Annotated in this window: 16 protein-coding genes; 7 read left to right on the top strand and 9 right to left on the bottom strand. The window is 57.6% G+C overall.

Features of this window, described 5'->3' with window-relative positions; all coding sequences use genetic code 11:
- Positions 1–302 precede the first annotated feature (302 nt).
- The 3 genes from H3T88_RS03870 to H3T88_RS03860 all read left to right on the top strand — a co-directional run bounded on the left by H3T88_RS03870 (position 303) and on the right by H3T88_RS03860 (position 3,335).
- Positions 303–1,319 (top strand): ABC transporter substrate-binding protein, encoded by a 1,017-nt coding sequence (locus H3T88_RS03870; RefSeq protein ID WP_232347132.1) that lies wholly within the window; start codon positions 303–305, stop codon positions 1,317–1,319.
- Positions 1,316–2,104, top strand: coding sequence for an ABC transporter permease (locus H3T88_RS03865; protein WP_198203631.1), 789 nt, complete (start codon positions 1,316–1,318; stop codon positions 2,102–2,104). The genes H3T88_RS03870 and H3T88_RS03865 overlap by 4 nt, the downstream gene beginning before the upstream one ends.
- Before the next feature lie 178 nt (positions 2,105–2,282).
- The gene (locus H3T88_RS03860) at positions 2,283–3,335 is read left to right on the top strand and encodes a DUF805 domain-containing protein (RefSeq protein ID WP_198203630.1); all 1,053 of its coding nucleotides are present in this window, start codon (positions 2,283–2,285) and stop codon (positions 3,333–3,335) included.
- 51 nt (positions 3,336–3,386) lie between these two features.
- Here the strand turns inward: H3T88_RS03860 and H3T88_RS03855 are convergent, their stop codons facing one another.
- Both H3T88_RS03855 and H3T88_RS03850 read right to left on the bottom strand, forming a co-directional pair.
- The gene (locus H3T88_RS03855) at positions 3,387–4,253 is read right to left on the bottom strand and encodes a hypothetical protein (protein WP_198203629.1); all 867 of its coding nucleotides are present in this window, start codon (positions 4,251–4,253) and stop codon (positions 3,387–3,389) included.
- 75 nt (positions 4,254–4,328) lie between these two features.
- Positions 4,329–4,985: a histidine phosphatase family protein gene (locus H3T88_RS03850; protein WP_015021315.1), complete on the bottom strand. Its 657-nt coding sequence runs from the start codon at positions 4,983–4,985 to the stop codon at positions 4,329–4,331.
- Between the two features lie 214 nt (positions 4,986–5,199).
- On the opposite strand from H3T88_RS03850, the gene H3T88_RS03845 reads away from it, so the two are divergent.
- From H3T88_RS03845 to H3T88_RS03835, 3 genes are all read left to right on the top strand, one after another.
- On the top strand, positions 5,200–6,537 hold the full coding sequence (locus H3T88_RS03845; RefSeq protein WP_198203628.1) for an MFS transporter: 1,338 nt from the start codon (positions 5,200–5,202) through the stop codon (positions 6,535–6,537).
- Positions 6,538–6,615: 78 nt separating this feature from the next.
- A complete protein-coding gene (locus tag H3T88_RS03840) occupies positions 6,616–7,122 on the top strand; it encodes a GtrA family protein (RefSeq protein WP_110417105.1) in 507 nt (168 codons plus the stop codon).
- 109 nt (positions 7,123–7,231) lie between these two features.
- Positions 7,232–7,579 carry a phenylpyruvate tautomerase MIF-related protein gene (locus H3T88_RS03835; RefSeq protein ID WP_198203627.1) on the top strand — a complete coding sequence of 116 codons (348 nt, stop codon included), beginning with the start codon at positions 7,232–7,234 and terminating at the stop codon, positions 7,577–7,579.
- Positions 7,580–7,733: 154 nt separating this feature from the next.
- Here the strand turns inward: H3T88_RS03835 and rplI are convergent, their stop codons facing one another.
- The 7 genes from rplI to H3T88_RS03800 all read right to left on the bottom strand — a co-directional run bounded on the left by rplI (position 7,734) and on the right by H3T88_RS03800 (position 13,415).
- Positions 7,734–8,183 (bottom strand): 50S ribosomal protein L9, encoded by a 450-nt coding sequence (rplI, locus tag H3T88_RS03830; protein ID WP_015021311.1) that lies wholly within the window; start codon positions 8,181–8,183, stop codon positions 7,734–7,736.
- A gap of 14 nt (positions 8,184–8,197) precedes the next feature.
- Entirely contained in the window at positions 8,198–8,446 is a 249-nt protein-coding gene (gene rpsR, locus H3T88_RS03825; protein ID WP_015021310.1) for a 30S ribosomal protein S18, read from the bottom strand.
- Positions 8,447–8,482: 36 nt separating this feature from the next.
- Entirely contained in the window at positions 8,483–9,100 is a 618-nt protein-coding gene (locus tag H3T88_RS03820) for a single-stranded DNA-binding protein (RefSeq protein ID WP_015021309.1), read from the bottom strand.
- Positions 9,101–9,223: 123 nt separating this feature from the next.
- Positions 9,224–9,520, bottom strand: a complete 297-nt coding sequence (gene rpsF, locus H3T88_RS03815; RefSeq protein WP_015021308.1) for a 30S ribosomal protein S6 — start codon at positions 9,518–9,520, stop codon at positions 9,224–9,226.
- A gap of 139 nt (positions 9,521–9,659) precedes the next feature.
- Positions 9,660–10,730, bottom strand: coding sequence for a dTDP-glucose 4,6-dehydratase (gene rfbB, locus H3T88_RS03810; protein WP_415873728.1), 1,071 nt, complete (start codon positions 10,728–10,730; stop codon positions 9,660–9,662).
- Between the two features lie 571 nt (positions 10,731–11,301).
- Positions 11,302–12,576, bottom strand: coding sequence for an ABC transporter ATP-binding protein (locus tag H3T88_RS03805; protein ID WP_015021306.1), 1,275 nt, complete (start codon positions 12,574–12,576; stop codon positions 11,302–11,304).
- Entirely contained in the window at positions 12,576–13,415 is an 840-nt protein-coding gene (locus H3T88_RS03800; protein ID WP_033511263.1) for an ABC transporter permease, read from the bottom strand. The genes H3T88_RS03805 and H3T88_RS03800 overlap by 1 nt, the downstream gene beginning before the upstream one ends.
- Positions 13,416–13,573: 158 nt before the next feature.
- On the opposite strand from H3T88_RS03800, the gene H3T88_RS03795 reads away from it, so the two are divergent.
- Positions 13,574–14,734 carry an acyltransferase family protein gene (locus H3T88_RS03795; RefSeq protein WP_198203626.1) on the top strand — a complete coding sequence of 387 codons (1,161 nt, stop codon included), beginning with the start codon at positions 13,574–13,576 and terminating at the stop codon, positions 14,732–14,734.
- Position 14,735 lies beyond the last annotated feature (1 nt).

Genomic DNA, 14,735 nt, shown 5'->3' with positions numbered 1-14,735 from the left:
AGGGCAAATGATGCAACCTTTCATCACGGCAGGCAGGACCGGCTGGGTTGGACTAGAGTGGTCTTGTTCGCGCGGCTGGTGGCAGCAGCCGTAGCACACATCGCAGAATTCCATCGGTCAAGACCGTACCGGATCGTCGCGCGGGCTCCTCACCTTCCCGTAGCGGCCCCGATGCGGATGGGCACCAGGGGTGCCGGAGAGGCAAGGTGACAGTGATGAGCATGTCGGAGAACAGCGGCTTCAGGAGAATTCCCGGCCACAAACTGATTGTACGGGCGCTCGCCCTGACAGCAGCGTTCTGTATGGCAGCTACGAGCGCAGCCTGCGGGACCAGGGGGGCAGACGACAAGGCCGATGATGGCTCCAAGCTCTCCTTCATGCTGGACTGGACGCCCAACACCAATCATGTGGGCATCTACGTGGCCCGGCACCTGGGTTACTTCGACAAGGCCGGCCTGAAGCTTACCATCCTGCCGACGGCTCAGGCAGGGGCAGAGACCTCCGTTCAGAACGGGGTCGCCGACGTCGGCTTCTCCAAGCTGAGCAACCTGGCCACCTTCAACTCCCAGGGATCTGACCTGCGGCAGGTCTTCAACATAGGCCAGCATTCCGTGGCGCGCTGGTGCTCGTTGGCCTCGCGCACCGACATCCAAACACCCAAGGACTTCGACGGCAAGACCTTCGTCAGCTTCGGCTCGGCCGAGCAGACGGCTGTGGTCAAGCAAATGATCCGCTATGCAGGCGGCAAGGGTGACTTCAAGCGGGTGACCAGCGGCACCAACACCTTCGCCACCCTGACCAGCGGCAAGGGCGACTTCGCCGGTTTCTACGCCAACTGGGAGGGCGTGGAGAGCGAACTCAAGGGTCCGGCACTGCACTGCTTCACCCAGGCCGACTGGGGAGTTCCCGGCAACCCCGACCAGCTGGGCTTCGTGGTCAAGAATTCCTGGCTGCAGCAGGCCGGCCACCGTCGCGCCCTGACGGCATTCGTCAAGGCCTGCCTGAAGGGATACAACTACGCCCTGAGCCATCCCGACCAGGCGGCGGACATCCTGGTCAAGGAGACCAAGGGATCGGCCATCGACCCGACCCTGGCCAAGCGCTCCATGGAGAGCATCGTCAAGGAGGGATACTGGGTTGACAGTGCAGATCAAAGAAGCATTACCGGACTGATCAACGTCAAGGATGCCCAGGACTATCTGGACTTCCAGTTCAAAGCGGGCACCTATCGGGACGCCAAGAAGGGCGACCCCAACAAGGCTCCTCAGGCCACGGACTTGTGGACCGATCGCTACGTTCGGGAAGCAGCCGGTCGATGAGTGTGCGGAAGCAGAGCAGAACCCGGGCGCTGCCTCCGACTCTCACCCTCTTGACGCTGTTGATCATCTGGGAACTTGCCGCCCGCCTGGGCGGAGTCAGCGAACAGGTTCTTCCAGCGCCCAGTCGAATCCTGGTTGCAACGGCGCAGTCCCGTGAGGACCTGCTGCCCGCTACCGCCATCACCGCCCTTGAGGGCCTGCTGGGCTTCCTCCTGGCCTCAGTCCTGGGAATAGTGGTCGGCCTGGCCCTCTATAGCTGGCGAACCCTGCACGATGCCCTCTACCCACTGATCGCCGGCGCCCAGATGATCCCTCTCATCACCATCGCTCCCCTGTTTGTGATCTGGTTCGGGTTCGAACCCCTGGGCAAGGTGGTCATCGTGGCCGTCTTCGCCCTCTTTCCCGTAGTGGTCCAAACCTACCGGGGACTCAAGTCCGTGCCCCGCTTCTATCAGGACGTGGCGCTGAACTGCGGGGCAACCCGGACCTGGACCCTCTGGCACGTCAAGCTGAGGGTTGCCGCTGGGCAGATCTTCGGCGGTCTGCGCATCAGCGCCGCCTATGTCTTCGCCACCGCGGCCACCTCGGAGTATCTGGGCGCCAGGAACGGCCTGGGCATATGGCTACAGTCAGCCTTCAACTCCTTCAGAACCCCGCTGATCTTCTCGGCCACCCTGGTCATCATCCTGCTGACCGCCCTCCTGCTGGGCCTGATCACCTTGACCGAGCGGCTACTTCTGGGCGATGCCGGCGACGACCATATGGTCAATCCGGACGACGAGTGAAGAGTCTTGCAACAGCAATCACATACCGAATCCGACAGACCGGTCCGAGTAAATGTGACGAGTTCCCGATCCCCTGAGCTATCCATGACCGGCAAGCAGAAGAGCAGGCCTGCCATAATAGGGATATACGAAGAAGTCAGATCCGGAATAATTAACGGAAGATGAGAGGGACGATACCATGAGCCATACAGACGATACGAACAGTGTGAACCAGGCCCCCAATGACCAGGGTTCAGCTGATCAGGGTCCGGGCTACGGCTGGCCCCGGAACAATCCCGCAGACGGATCCGGCTCAGGACCCACAGCCTACCCGAACCAGCCCCAACCAGGACAATCCGGCTATGCGCCGGCAGCCTCGGATCAGAGCAACATCTACCATCCGATCGAGGAAACGCAAAGACCTGCCGACGATTACCGCCGGGAACAGCCATATCAAGGGCAGCCATACGGTCAACAGCCACAGGCTCAACAGTCAGGCTACAACCAGCAACAACCCTATGGTCAACAGTCCAATGAACAGCAGTACTACGGACAGCAGCAGGCACCCTACGGTCAAGTTCCGAATCCCGGCCAGGCCAATGGCCAGCCCAATGGTACGACCCCGCCGTCTGGCTATGCATCGGACAACTCTTATCAATCGCCTGAAGGTTGGTCGCAGGCAGGCTACCAATCGGGATATCAGGCAGGGTACCATCCCGGACCTCAGGTCCCTCAGTATCCGGCCTATCCCTATGCGGATGCCGGTTTCAACGGCGAGCCTCCGCTGAACGCACCCTGGTACGGCATTGACTTCGTAAACGCCTGCAAGCGTTTCTTCGTCAAATATTCCGTCTTCTCCGGGAGGGCCTCCCGCGGGGAATTCTGGTGGGTTTTTCTAATGATCTTCCTCATCGACTTTGCGATTTCGATCATCACCTCAGGATCCGTCTTTGTGGGACGGATCCTATCCTTCCTGGTCGCCCTTGGACTTTTCATACCGAATTTGGCCGTAGGCATACGGCGACTTCACGACACCAACATGTCCGGATTCTGGATACTCCTGCCCTTCATAAGCGAGCTGGTGGGTGGCATCCCTCTGGTCTTCGCCATCGTGGCTATCATCGACGGACATCCAGGGTCCTCGCTCTCCCTGCTTGGCTTGGGCGCATTGATCATGATCGCCGGAGCAGTCGCCGGGATCATTCTGCTGGCCCGACCCAGCGATCCACGAGGAGCCCGTTTCGATCGCTGAATCCACCCTGCCCTTCGCCTTGACCGATGCCAAGGCGAAGGGCAGGAGGTCTTAAAGCTCCACAGGAGGCTTGTTGGGATCCTCGGGCACATGGGCGAACTTGGCCTGCAGGGCTTCACGGCTCTTACGCTCGTCGTCCTCCTTGGCCTTGCGCTTGGCCTCCTCGGGGTCCCAGAGCACCTCCTGACGATGATGGTCCCACTCAGCGCCCACGAGAGGGGCCAGCAGGTCGGCGAAAGCCTGGGGATCATCCAGCACCTTCAAGGCACGGACTACATCCTCGTCAGACAGGAAGGCCCGGGGAATGCCCAGTCGCTCGTTGAGCTCATTGACATAGACCAGGACCGGCGCGGCGGCTGCAGCATGGTCAGGGTCAGCGCCTGCGCGTTGAAGCAAGTCCCGGCATATCTCCAGACCCATAGCCAGGGCCTGGGCCACCCCCTCCTTGTTCTGAGGGGATTCGGGAGATTTGTTCCGATCGTCCAGGGACTGCTCAGCCTTGGCCGCACCCGCAACCACATCCTGCCGCCGAGCCTGGTCCCAGCCGCTGCCCAAGGTTTCGGCCAAATCCGCAAGCATCCGGGACTGGTCGTCCTGCGCCTGTGAAGCCGCCTCGATGGCATCGTTGGCCGCCATGAGCGCATCCACTAAATCCTGGGGACGACCGGGGATATCCTCAGCGCCCTCATAGACATATTCAGCGTCGGGGATGGTCACATCCTCACCCGTCATCAGCTGTGCCAGCACCATGCTGATGCGCACCTGCAGGTCCTCCGCGTATTTGGCGTCGTTGGCCAGATGCTCGGCACTCGTCAAGGGCCAGAGGTCGACCAGCCTGGCCCCCTGTTCAGCCGCCTCGGCCACAGTGGGCCGTCCGGCTATTGCATCCGCGCCCGCCTGTACATCCACCATGATCATCACACTCCTTCATCGGGTTCTCGGACAGTCATCCACGACAGTATCCCCAGCTATCCTAGGCCGCTCAAGCGGTCTTTACACGCCTGCCGCCGGGTTCGCGTAGGCGATTCCCAGCAATTTGCCGGTTTCACAGTCCAGGGTAATGGAGGTCACCGAAGCCAAGGCAGTGGCTCTAAGGAGCATATTGTGCTCGGGATGGCCGGTCTCCAAAAGATGACGATACGACCAGATAGGCGATTCGTGCGAGACGGCGAGAACCTGTGCGTCAGGATGGCTGCGGACCACCTGCCGGACGAAATCCCCCACTCGCCGGGCGATCTGCCGATAGGACTCCCCCCAGCTGGGACGGCGCAGATCCAGAATCAGCCGCAGGTTGGAGGGTCTCCAGAGGGCCCCCTGCCCGTGCCCGACGCGCTTGCCGCGGAATTCATTGCCAGCCTCGATCAGACGACGGTCGTAGATAGGCTCCAACGGTTTCAATCCGTGCCGGACACGAGCGGGATTGATCTGCTCAAGCAGGATGTCCGTGGTCTCCCTGGTCCTGTCCAGTGGTGAGGAATAGACGGCTTCCAGATTGCGCATGCCGGGAGCCTCGGCCATAAAGCGGGCTGTCGCATCGACCATGGCCCTGCCTCTGTCAGACAGATGGAATCCCGGCAATCGCTCATAGAGAATATGATCGGGATTATCAACCTGGCCATGACGGACGAAATGAATGGTCGTCGCAGGCACGACCCACCTCCCAAGCTCCCCGACGGGCCCCTTAAGTGACCATGGCGGGGGGTAGAATTATCACTATCCGAATGGCACCGATCAGGCGCCAATATGGTTACCACTGTAGCAGTCCCCCCAGCATCCCCACTTCCTTTTCGTGCGTCTAGAAGGTCTTGTGGAAAACATGCTTCGGGACCGTGAAAACACCCAGGGAAAGCGAGACGAACAGCCCATGCCACGGCAACTGAAGGCGGCTCTGGTCGAAGCCGGTCACAGAGTCTTCGGAGGATACTCAGCGCTTCTGCGACTGCCTCATACGGCGCGGTTCGCAGTCGGATCGGTCATTGCCTCCATGCCCTTCCCCATGGTGGGCATGACCATCACCATCTCGGTGCAGCATTACTACGGCAGTTATTCCCTGGCCGGAGCACTGACCGCCATCCAAGCCGTGGCCCTGGCCCTGGTCAGCCCCATGCTGGGCAAGTTGGTTGACAAGTTCGGCCAGCGACAGGTCTCCATCCCCACGGTTCTGGTCTGGGTTGTGGCCGCCACGGTCCTGATCACAGCCATCACCGCCCACGCTCCCACCTGGGTGCTCTATTTGGTCACCCCCTTCATGGCAGCCATTCCGCCCTGGGGCGCCATGAGCCGCAGCCGGTGGACACATCTGCTGCGAGGCGACCACCGGGCCACCAACCAGGCCCTGTCCCTCTCAGGCGTCTTCGACGAGGCCATGTGGGTGATCGGTAATCCACTGGCTTCCATACTGGCGGTCATTTCAGGCGTGTTGGCTTTCTCCTTCACCGGGATCTGCGTGCTGGTCGGAGCCTTTATGTTTCTCTCCTGCCGGGAAACCGAGCCGCCCTCGCAGACGGACATGGCCCGCGCCCAAGGGATCACCCGCAAGGAGTACCGGGAGCGGCAGGCTCAGCAGGTGTCTCATCTGCGGGCACAGGAGGGCAGGAACGACCGCAGCAGCGCCTTCTGGAGCGCCGGCATGATTGCCGTCTGCGCCACCTGGTTCGGTCTGGGAGCCTTCCAGAGCGCAGCATCCATCTCCATCATCGCCTTCGCCACCGAGCAGGGGATGAAGCAGATGACCGGGTTCGTCTTCGCCTGCTTCTCCTTCAGCTCCCTGGTCGGTGCCCTGCTGTACGGGGCCAAAAACTGGACCATCCCCCTCTGGAAGCGTTTCTACTTCTGCCTGCTGGTGGTCAACCTGGGCATCGGAACCTTCATGTTCGCCAGGAATCTGTGGACCATCATGGTCATCTATCTGATCATCGGGGTCTGCCAGGCACCAACCTGGATCAACGGCAACCAGCTCATGCTCCACCTGGTGCCACCCATCCGCTTCACCGAAGGCATGGCCTGGCTGAGCGCCATGAATTCAATCGGGTCTTCGGCCGGTTCGGCTGTGGCCGGGCAGTTCATCGACCGCTACGGATCCCAGGGCGGATTCGGTGTAGTCACTACCCTGGCTCTGGCCTCGCTGGCCATCGCTTTTGTAGGCTTCCGTCAGATCCGCAACAGCACCGAGGAGCCCATTCTGACCGAGCTGCCCGCCTGAGGGCGTAACGTAAGGCTTTTGCACACAAGCGGCTCCTGGTACCCTGACAGCACAGGAGGAATGATTGAATGGGCTACCGTGCGTAGATTAATCGGACAGCTGCTCAAGTTCGGCATCGTGGGCGTCATCGCCTTTCTGATTGACATCGGCATCATGAACCTGCTGATCATGGGGCCACACCTGAACAATGTCCTGGCAGGAGCCATCTCCTTCCTGATCTCTCTGGTCTTCAACTATCTGGCCAGCATGCGTTACGTCTTCAAACATCGGGAGGACATGGCCCGGTGGATGGAGATGACGGTCTTCCTGGTCTCCTCGGTCATCGGTCTGGGAATCAACGAGGTGATCCTATGGTTGGGTACCGCCATGCTGCCATCGGATGCCATCACCACCATGCACGCCCGCTATCTGCTCTACTCAAATATCGCCAAAATCACGGCCACCGTGGTAGTGGCCATCTGGAACTTCCTGATCCGCAAGTGGCTGCTGGACGCACCCGCGCCCGACAAACCTGTCAACAAGCGTTCGGTGGCCCATCGTCTAGGAGCCTGGTCCCTGCGTCATCGTCCCTTCGGCTGGCGCTGAGCTCGTTCCACCCGGTCGAGGCTACTATGGGACGGGAATAGTCAGCCATCCGTCAGGCGGATCGAATCATTCTGATTAATCATGCCTGACGGACAGGAAAGGAAGCATCATGCCCGTTATCCACACTCATGTGAGCACACCCATCACCGCCGAACAGCGCGAGCGGATCAAGACCGCCTATGGCAAGGCCATCACCGCCGTCCCCGGCAAGTCCGAAGGCTGGCTCATGTGTCCCTTCGAGTCGGACATGCCCATCTACTTCGGTGGTGACGACAGCAAGCCCGCAGCATATGTGGAGGTCAACGTCTTCGGCAGCGACGTGCCCAAGACCGCCTGGGAAAGCCTGACCAAGACCATCATGGACACGCTGGAATCGGAACTGTCCATTCCTAAGGACCGCACCTACATCCGTTACACGGCCACTACTGACTGGGGCTGGAACGGCGGCAATTTCTAAATTGAATAATCCGCTGTAATACATAAGAAGGCCTTCCCGCGCATGATCTGCTGCGGGAAGGCCTTCTGCTTAAGCCCTGGTCCCTATTTCAAAAGAATCGCTATGGGGATGATCGGGGTCGGCGAGTTGGAAACCAACACCGACCCCAGGTTTGCTACTCTGCGACGACCTTGACCGTGAAAGCGGCCGAAATCTCAGGATGCAGGGCTACGGTGGCCGGGAACTCGCCGGTGGCCTTGATGGTCTCCACGGAGATGGCGCGGGGATTCACGTCGGCCAGGGGGCGAAGAGCCTGGGCGATGGCATCGTTGGAAATGCCGCCGAAGAGCTTGCCCGAATCGGACACCTTGGCAGCAATCTCGACGGTCTGCCCATCAATGGCGGCCTTAGCAGCCACGGCATCCTCACGGGTGGCCATGGACTTAGCGCGACGGGCCCGCTGCAGGGACTCGATCTGCGCAGCAGCGCCCTTGGACCAGGCGAAAGCCAGGCCCTGAGGAATCAGAAAGTTGCGCGCATAACCAGGCTTGACGGCGACAACGTCGCCCTTGTGGCCCAGATCGGTCACGGTATCGGTCAGAATAACCTTGGTTTCCTTTGCCATAATCCGGACCTCCCTCAGCGACCGTTGGTGGCGTAAGGCAGCAGGGCCATCTCGCGGGCGTTCTTGATCGCCTTGGAAATCTCACGCTGCTCCTGGACGGTGACGCCAGTGATACGGCGGGAACGAATCTTGCCACGGTCGGAGATGAACTTGCGCAGCAGAGCCACGTCCTTGTAATCGATGGTATGAATCTTGGCGGCCCTCAGAGGATTTGGCTTCTTCTTGAAGGGCTTGACCGGCGGTTGCGGCCTTTTACGTGACATTGGTACTCCTTAAATGAATGATGACGCTATGAAACTTCAGAATTCGGGTTCGTCCCCGGAACCACCGAACTCGCCGGTGGACCCGAAGGATCCGAAGGAATCGCCGGATCCGGTCGATGACCATGGATCCTGAGCGGGAGCCTGTTGGTTCTGCGCCGGCTGCTGACGACCCATGGGGGCCGATGCCGCGCCGGCGCCACCCTGGTAGGATGCCCCACCCTGGTAGCCGCCGTTGTTGGAGCCGGCGAAGCCTCCACGGGATCCACCGCCACCAGTGTTGGCGTTCCTGGTGACCTGGGCAGTATTCCGTGTCAGTGCGGGTCCAATCTCGTCCAAACGCAGCTCCACGACCGTGCGGTTGTTGCCCTCACGATCCTGATAGGAGCGCTGCACCAGACGACCCTGGGCAATCACCCTCATGCCCTTGGTCAGGCTGGCCTGAATGTTGGAGGCCATGGGACTGTATGTGGAGTCCCAGGCCGAGCAACGCATGAAGAGCGAGTCGCCGTCCTCCCACTGCCCCGAGTTCCTGTTGAACTGCCTGGGCGTGGACGCGATGGTCAGGTTGGCCACCGTGCCTCCGTTGGAGGTCGTACGCACCTCCGGATCCGCAGTGAGATTACCCACCACGGTGATGTATGTATCTCCCGCCATGTCACGACCTTTCCTCGGAATGAGGACTTGGGAATGGGCCTGCTGGGGCGAATCCCGCACCCTTGGACCTTCGACGCGGGGCGTGAATGTCAGCCGACGCTTCGACGTCCTTTTGTTATTTGCTTACTTGTCATCCTTGCGAAGAATCTTGGTGCGGATGACGGACTCGTTCAGGTTGAGCACACGATCAAGCTCAGCGCTGGCGGAAGGCTCGCAGGTGTACTCGACCACCACGTAGTTGCCTTCCTTGTGCTTGTCAATCTCATAGGCCAGCTTGCGACGGCCCCAGACGTCGATGTTGTCGACGGAGCCGCCTTCCTTGGTGACCACCTCGAGATACTGGTCGGTCAGCTTCTTCAGCGAGCGCTCATCCATGGCCGGATCGGCAATGAACATCAATTCATACTTATGCGCAGACATCACCCACCTCCTTTGGACTTACAGGTCACGGACCTTCCGTGACAGGAGGGTGTATTGCACGCCACCAGTGGCAGAACAATCCTCTGACCACGACGGTAACGCGGCTAGTTTACATCCAGGGGTGGTACAGCCACAAATATCAGTGTCCCTGTTCCCGATAGCGGGCCTCGACCGCCTGCTTGTCATCCGCCCACCACCTGCGGTGACGACGATACCAGTCGATTGTCTCTGCCAGACCCTGCTCGAAATCTCGGTGCAGAGGCTGCCAATCGAGCTCCCACCGTATCTTTCCGGCATCGATGGCATACCTACGATCACCTCCAGGGCGGTCTGCCACCAAATCGAATTCGTCGGGCCGGCGCCCCATGAGGCGCAGAATCATCCTGAGCACCTCCATGTTGCTCAACTCGCCATCTGCGCCGATAAGGTAGGTCGATCCGGGCGCTCCATGGACCAGGATGCTCCAAATGGCCCGGCAATCATCCTCCACGTGAATCCAATCCCGGATCGCTCGACCATGCCCATAAATCCGCGGACGGATTCCTGACAGGATGTTGGTGATCTGCCGTGGAATGAACTTCTCGATGTGCTGATAGGGGCCGTAGTTATTGGAGCAGTTGGAGATGGTGACCCGGGTCCCATAGGTGCGACACCAAGCTCGCGCCAGATGGTCAGCCCCAGCCTTGGTGGCCGAATATGGGCTCGATGGCCGGTAGGGGCTGGTCTCAGTGAAGCGGTCCGGATCATCGAAGTCGAGATCGCCGAAAACCTCGTCAGTGGACACCTGATGGAAGCGCAGGTCGTGGCGACGGGCCGCCTCCAGCAGAACATAGGTGCCATAGAGATTGGTCCTGATAAAGGGCGCCGGATCCTGGATGGAATTGTCATTGTGCGATTCGGCTGCGAAATTAACGATGGCATCAACACGAAACCGGCGGATGGCACGATCCACGGATTCGGCATCGCAGATATCGGCATGGACCATGTCGATCCGATCGGGAATAAGGCCATGGAGGTTGTCCATCTTGGCTGCATAGGTGAGCAGATCGTACACCACGATGTGCGTGTCGGGATGCCGGGCCAGCACATAGCGCACAAAATTCGTGCCGATGAATCCGGCACCCCCCGTCACCATCAGGCATGAGGGACCGCTTGATTCACAGCCGCCGACTCTGTCCGCATGACGTTCAAACTTCTTACCCTCGCTCATCACCAAGTACCCGTTCCCACTCGTCTGAGAGCAACGCATAGATGTATCAATCTGTGGCCTATACTGCCAAGTCACAGGAACTCTCACGTGCTACGGTGACGGAATTACCATTATTCTCTGCATTAATCCTACCGAGATCGATCATACATTCGGCTCACTGCACATGGGAACCTTATGAATAAAACAAATATTTTCCAATATTTTTCAAATTCGTACTGCTCGTCTCAGTGTAGAGGTCGGCAATGAGCGAGTTCGAAGCCGATGACACTGCCAGACATGCCAAACCAGACCTGGGTCAGCTCGTGCCCACTGATAAATCCTTCACACATTCATGGAACCTTGCACATCCACACCATGGAACCATAATGACGGCATTCTCACTGAAGCTCTGGCATAGAGGCCAAAGGTATAGAGGTCAGCAGGAACCATAAGCAATCAGACAATGTACGCAACCCTATACGTCGGCAATCAGGATTAGAGAGCAGACCTTATCAGAAGTATCCATGCTTGCTCGGCCCATATCAGCCTATAAATTCCTGACTTTTGAGAAAGAGGCACACATGACAATCAGCTATAGGGATTCCCCGCCCAGCACTTTGATTTGCAGACCGCGATCGCTCAGCATCGCATAGTCCCTATTCCGCTTGTCACGAATGGCAAAGACACACGAATTTTCATCGCTAGTAAATGCGATCATCTGCGTCGGAGCATCTTTATCCGTCTGTCCGGAATCATTGACGCGCAAGGAAACGACAAGACGGAACTCGCCATTGTTGAAAATGTTCAATGGCATCGAGCAATGCACTATTCGATGACCACAACCTTTCAAAGGAATGGAACCTGTGTCATAGGCAATACCGCCGCGTCGGGTGTCGTGCATGGCAATAGCCATATAGAGATGGTCATATTGTGCACATTCGTATTCCACATCGAAGCGGAGGATATCTGAACTCTTGCAGACCGACGATGATACCGGGTAGGAACGCAGGGTGGGGACCTGGGCGCTAAGACCAGTTGGATACTCGTTCTCACCCAACTTATCAGTATCGGACTGTTGGTCCGTATTCTTAAGATTCTCCAAGGTGTATCGATTGGCTACATCATCCTTGTCGCCATTGATCACCACATGGCCATCTTTGATCAGGATTGCCCTGTCGCAGTACTTCTTCACGGCGCCCATGTCATGGGTGACGAGGATGACCGTCTTGCTGGGATCCTTCTTGACTTCGGTGAAGTAATCATCGCATTTACGCTGGAAGGCCTCATCGCCGACCGCCAGGACCTCGTCCAGGATCAGTATGTCGCCTTGGGCCTTGATGGCCACGGAAAAAGCCAGGCGCACCTGCATGCCGCTGGAGTAGTTCTTCAGTTTCTGATCCATGAACTCGCCCAGCTCAGCGAAATCCACGATGTCATCGTACATGTCATCGACCTCGCTGCGGGTGAATCCCAGCAGCGCTCCGTTCAAGTAGACGTTCTCGCGACCAGTCAGCTCCGGGTTGAAGCCCACGCCCAATTCGATAAAGGGCACCAGTTTGCCTGTATAAGAGATATGGCCGCGCTCAGGATAGTAGATGCCCGAAATCAGCTTGAGCAGGGTTGACTTGCCGCTGCCATTGCGTCCGACAATTCCGAAAAAGTCGCCCCGGCGCACCTGGAAGGACACGTCCTGCAGCACCTGCTGCTCCTTGTATCCCTTGATTCCTCGGGTCCAGTTGATAAAGGCCTGTTTGAGTCCTGTGGCTTGTTCGGTAGGCAGCCGGAAGACCTTGTCCACATGCTCCACTGACAGGACCACGGGCCGATCGTCTTTTTTCTGACGGATTGCTTCCCCAGCCTTGCTCATCACATCACCTCGGCGAATTTGTGATTGTACTTACGGAATACGCATACACCCAGCACCACCATGATCACGGTGAGCAGGATGGGGATCATGGTTATGTATGGATTGCCGACCTGATTCCACACAGTCGGAGTGGTTTCCGGAGCGATGAACGAATGCCGGATATCCTGGATGGATTGCGCAATGGGGTTGAGCAGGAGCAGCTTGGCTACGACGGGGCCCCACCAATGGTGGATTCCCGACACCGCTGTCAGAGGATAGATGACAGGAATGGAATAGAAGATCACCTGTTGCAAAACGTCCCAGATATGCGACACATCACGGAAGTAGACGTACATGGTAGCCATGATCAGCGTGAAGCCCAAAGCCAGAATATACAGCTGGAATACGCTAATGGGCAGCAACAGAACCCTCCAAGTGAAATGCACCCGGCAGAAGATGGCAAAGATGAGAACCACGATCAGGTTGATGCCGTAACTGATCAGCGCCCCCATGGTGGCCGACACGACCACAATGTAATTGGGGAAATGCACCTTACGCAGGAGGTCGCCACGATCCACAATAGAACGCAGGCCTATGGAAGTTGACTCGTTGAAGAACTGCCAGGAGCTTATGCCCAGAAGCAGCACGACGGGATAGGTCGGCGTGCCATCGGTCATCCTGAGGAATTTGGCGAAGACCAGATACATGACCACGAAGAGCATCAAGGGCTGCAGGACCGACCAGGCCACGCCAAGGAAGGATCCCTGATACCTGAGCTTGAAATCGGTCTTGACAAGTTCACGCAGGATAACCAACGAATAGTGGTATCGCTGGCGTAATCTATCTACGATGCTTCTCACAAACGTACAGACTACCAAACAGCCGTGAAAGATATCCTTCCATCTCTGCATCCTCACAAATAACAACGGCTTGTTGACACTTTTCAGTCACTGCTTCAGGTAGGCACCAAGCATTATCCTGTGACATATTCATGTCAGCTCGACGGGAGATCATAGTGATGTCTCAACCGGATAAGGTAACAGGCCGATCAGCCCGCAACCTCAATATCGAACTCCTGCGCATATTGGCAATGCTGCTGGTCGTCTATTGTCATATGATCATCCACGTTGATTTCACCAACGGCACCTCACGCATCGTGTTACCCATGTTTCCAGGATGGAAATCCGCGATCAGCTTCACCATCGTACAGTACGGTCAGGTTGGCGTTTCAATCTTCTTTATGATCTCAGGATATTTCCTTGTCAAGAAGCAGTTTTCATGGCGGCGAATTTTCTCGACCTGGTTCCAGATGTTTCTCTATGCAGCTCTATGCCTGGTAATTGCAATTATTGCCAAGCAATTCCGACCCCTGCCCTTTGGCACCAATGAGCTGCTATCTGGTTCCCAGACCCTGGATACAGTCCTATGGAGTTTATTCCCATTTTTGTACAACAGCTACTGGTTTATAGATGCATATATTCTCATGCTGCTTCTTAGCCCATTCATCAATACTGTATATGCGCACATGTCCCGGAAGCAGATTCTTGCGCTGATCGCTCTTCTCATGTTCATCGGTACATGGCCCCTGTTTTTCGGCAGAGCCAATCACTGGAACAACGTAGTATATGCCGTTCTGGGATACATCATCGGCGCTTATATCCAGACCTACCGAGATTCGTTGCACGCCATATCAAATGGTGCGCTGGCCATCTGCACGGTCTTATGCACAGCACTCATGCTGGGGTTCAATCATTTTGTCTTGTCGGAATCCTACTGGGCACAGAGACTGACCTGGACGGCACAAATCCATGAGGGCCTGCAAATACTGCCTGTCTGCATCGCATTTTGCCTTTTTGCGGCAGCCTGTCGGCTTCCGCAGCTCCGCCTCCCGCACAGATGGAGCACTTTCCTACTGCAGGTTTCAGCAGGGACCTTCGGTGTCTACCTCCTGCATGAGAACACATTCGGTTTCCGATTCATCTGGGGTGTCGTCGCCTCTTGGCTACCAAACATATCAGGCAAAATCAGCCAAATCCTGATTTTCATAATCACTGGCCTGTTGACCTTTGCAGTTCTTGATGCAATAGCCATGCTCATTGACCGAATGCTTGCCTACCCTTTGCGGAATCTCATCATTGGCAAGGTTCAACGAATTCAAGGACCTGACCATAAGAGCTGAT

The organism is Bifidobacterium sp. W8110 (assembly GCF_016101375.1).
Taxonomy (GTDB): domain Bacteria; phylum Actinomycetota; class Actinomycetes; order Actinomycetales; family Bifidobacteriaceae; genus Bombiscardovia; species Bombiscardovia asteroides.
The sequence above is the reverse complement of the archived record's forward strand: the minus strand, read 5'-3'. Positions and strand labels throughout refer to the sequence as shown.

Excerpts from the sequence above, each read along its gene's own strand:
- H3T88_RS03835 (WP_198203627.1), top strand. The coding sequence starts at position 7,232 with ATGCCCGTTATCCACACTCATGTGAGCACACCCATCACCGCCGAACAG.
- H3T88_RS03805 (WP_015021306.1), bottom strand. The coding sequence starts at position 12,576 with ATGAGCAAGGCTGGGGAAGCAATCCGTCAGAAAAAAGACGATCGGCCC.
- rfbB (WP_415873728.1), bottom strand. The coding sequence starts at position 10,730 with ATGAGCGAGGGTAAGAAGTTTGAACGTCATGCGGACAGAGTCGGCGGC.
- rpsF (WP_015021308.1), bottom strand. The coding sequence starts at position 9,520 with ATGTCTGCGCATAAGTATGAATTGATGTTCATTGCCGATCCGGCCATG.
- H3T88_RS03845 (WP_198203628.1), top strand. The coding sequence starts at position 5,200 with ATGCCACGGCAACTGAAGGCGGCTCTGGTCGAAGCCGGTCACAGAGTC.
- H3T88_RS03795 (WP_198203626.1), top strand. The coding sequence starts at position 13,574 with ATGTCTCAACCGGATAAGGTAACAGGCCGATCAGCCCGCAACCTCAAT.
- H3T88_RS03860 (WP_198203630.1), top strand. The coding sequence starts at position 2,283 with ATGAGCCATACAGACGATACGAACAGTGTGAACCAGGCCCCCAATGAC.
- H3T88_RS03820 (WP_015021309.1), bottom strand. The coding sequence starts at position 9,100 with ATGGCGGGAGATACATACATCACCGTGGTGGGTAATCTCACTGCGGAT.
- rpsR (WP_015021310.1), bottom strand. The coding sequence starts at position 8,446 with ATGTCACGTAAAAGGCCGCAACCGCCGGTCAAGCCCTTCAAGAAGAAG.
- H3T88_RS03870 (WP_232347132.1), top strand. The coding sequence starts at position 303 with ATGGCAGCTACGAGCGCAGCCTGCGGGACCAGGGGGGCAGACGACAAG.
- H3T88_RS03855 (WP_198203629.1), bottom strand. The coding sequence starts at position 4,253 with ATGATCATGGTGGATGTACAGGCGGGCGCGGATGCAATAGCCGGACGG.
- rplI (WP_015021311.1), bottom strand. The coding sequence starts at position 8,183 with ATGGCAAAGGAAACCAAGGTTATTCTGACCGATACCGTGACCGATCTG.
- H3T88_RS03865 (WP_198203631.1), top strand. The coding sequence starts at position 1,316 with ATGAGTGTGCGGAAGCAGAGCAGAACCCGGGCGCTGCCTCCGACTCTC.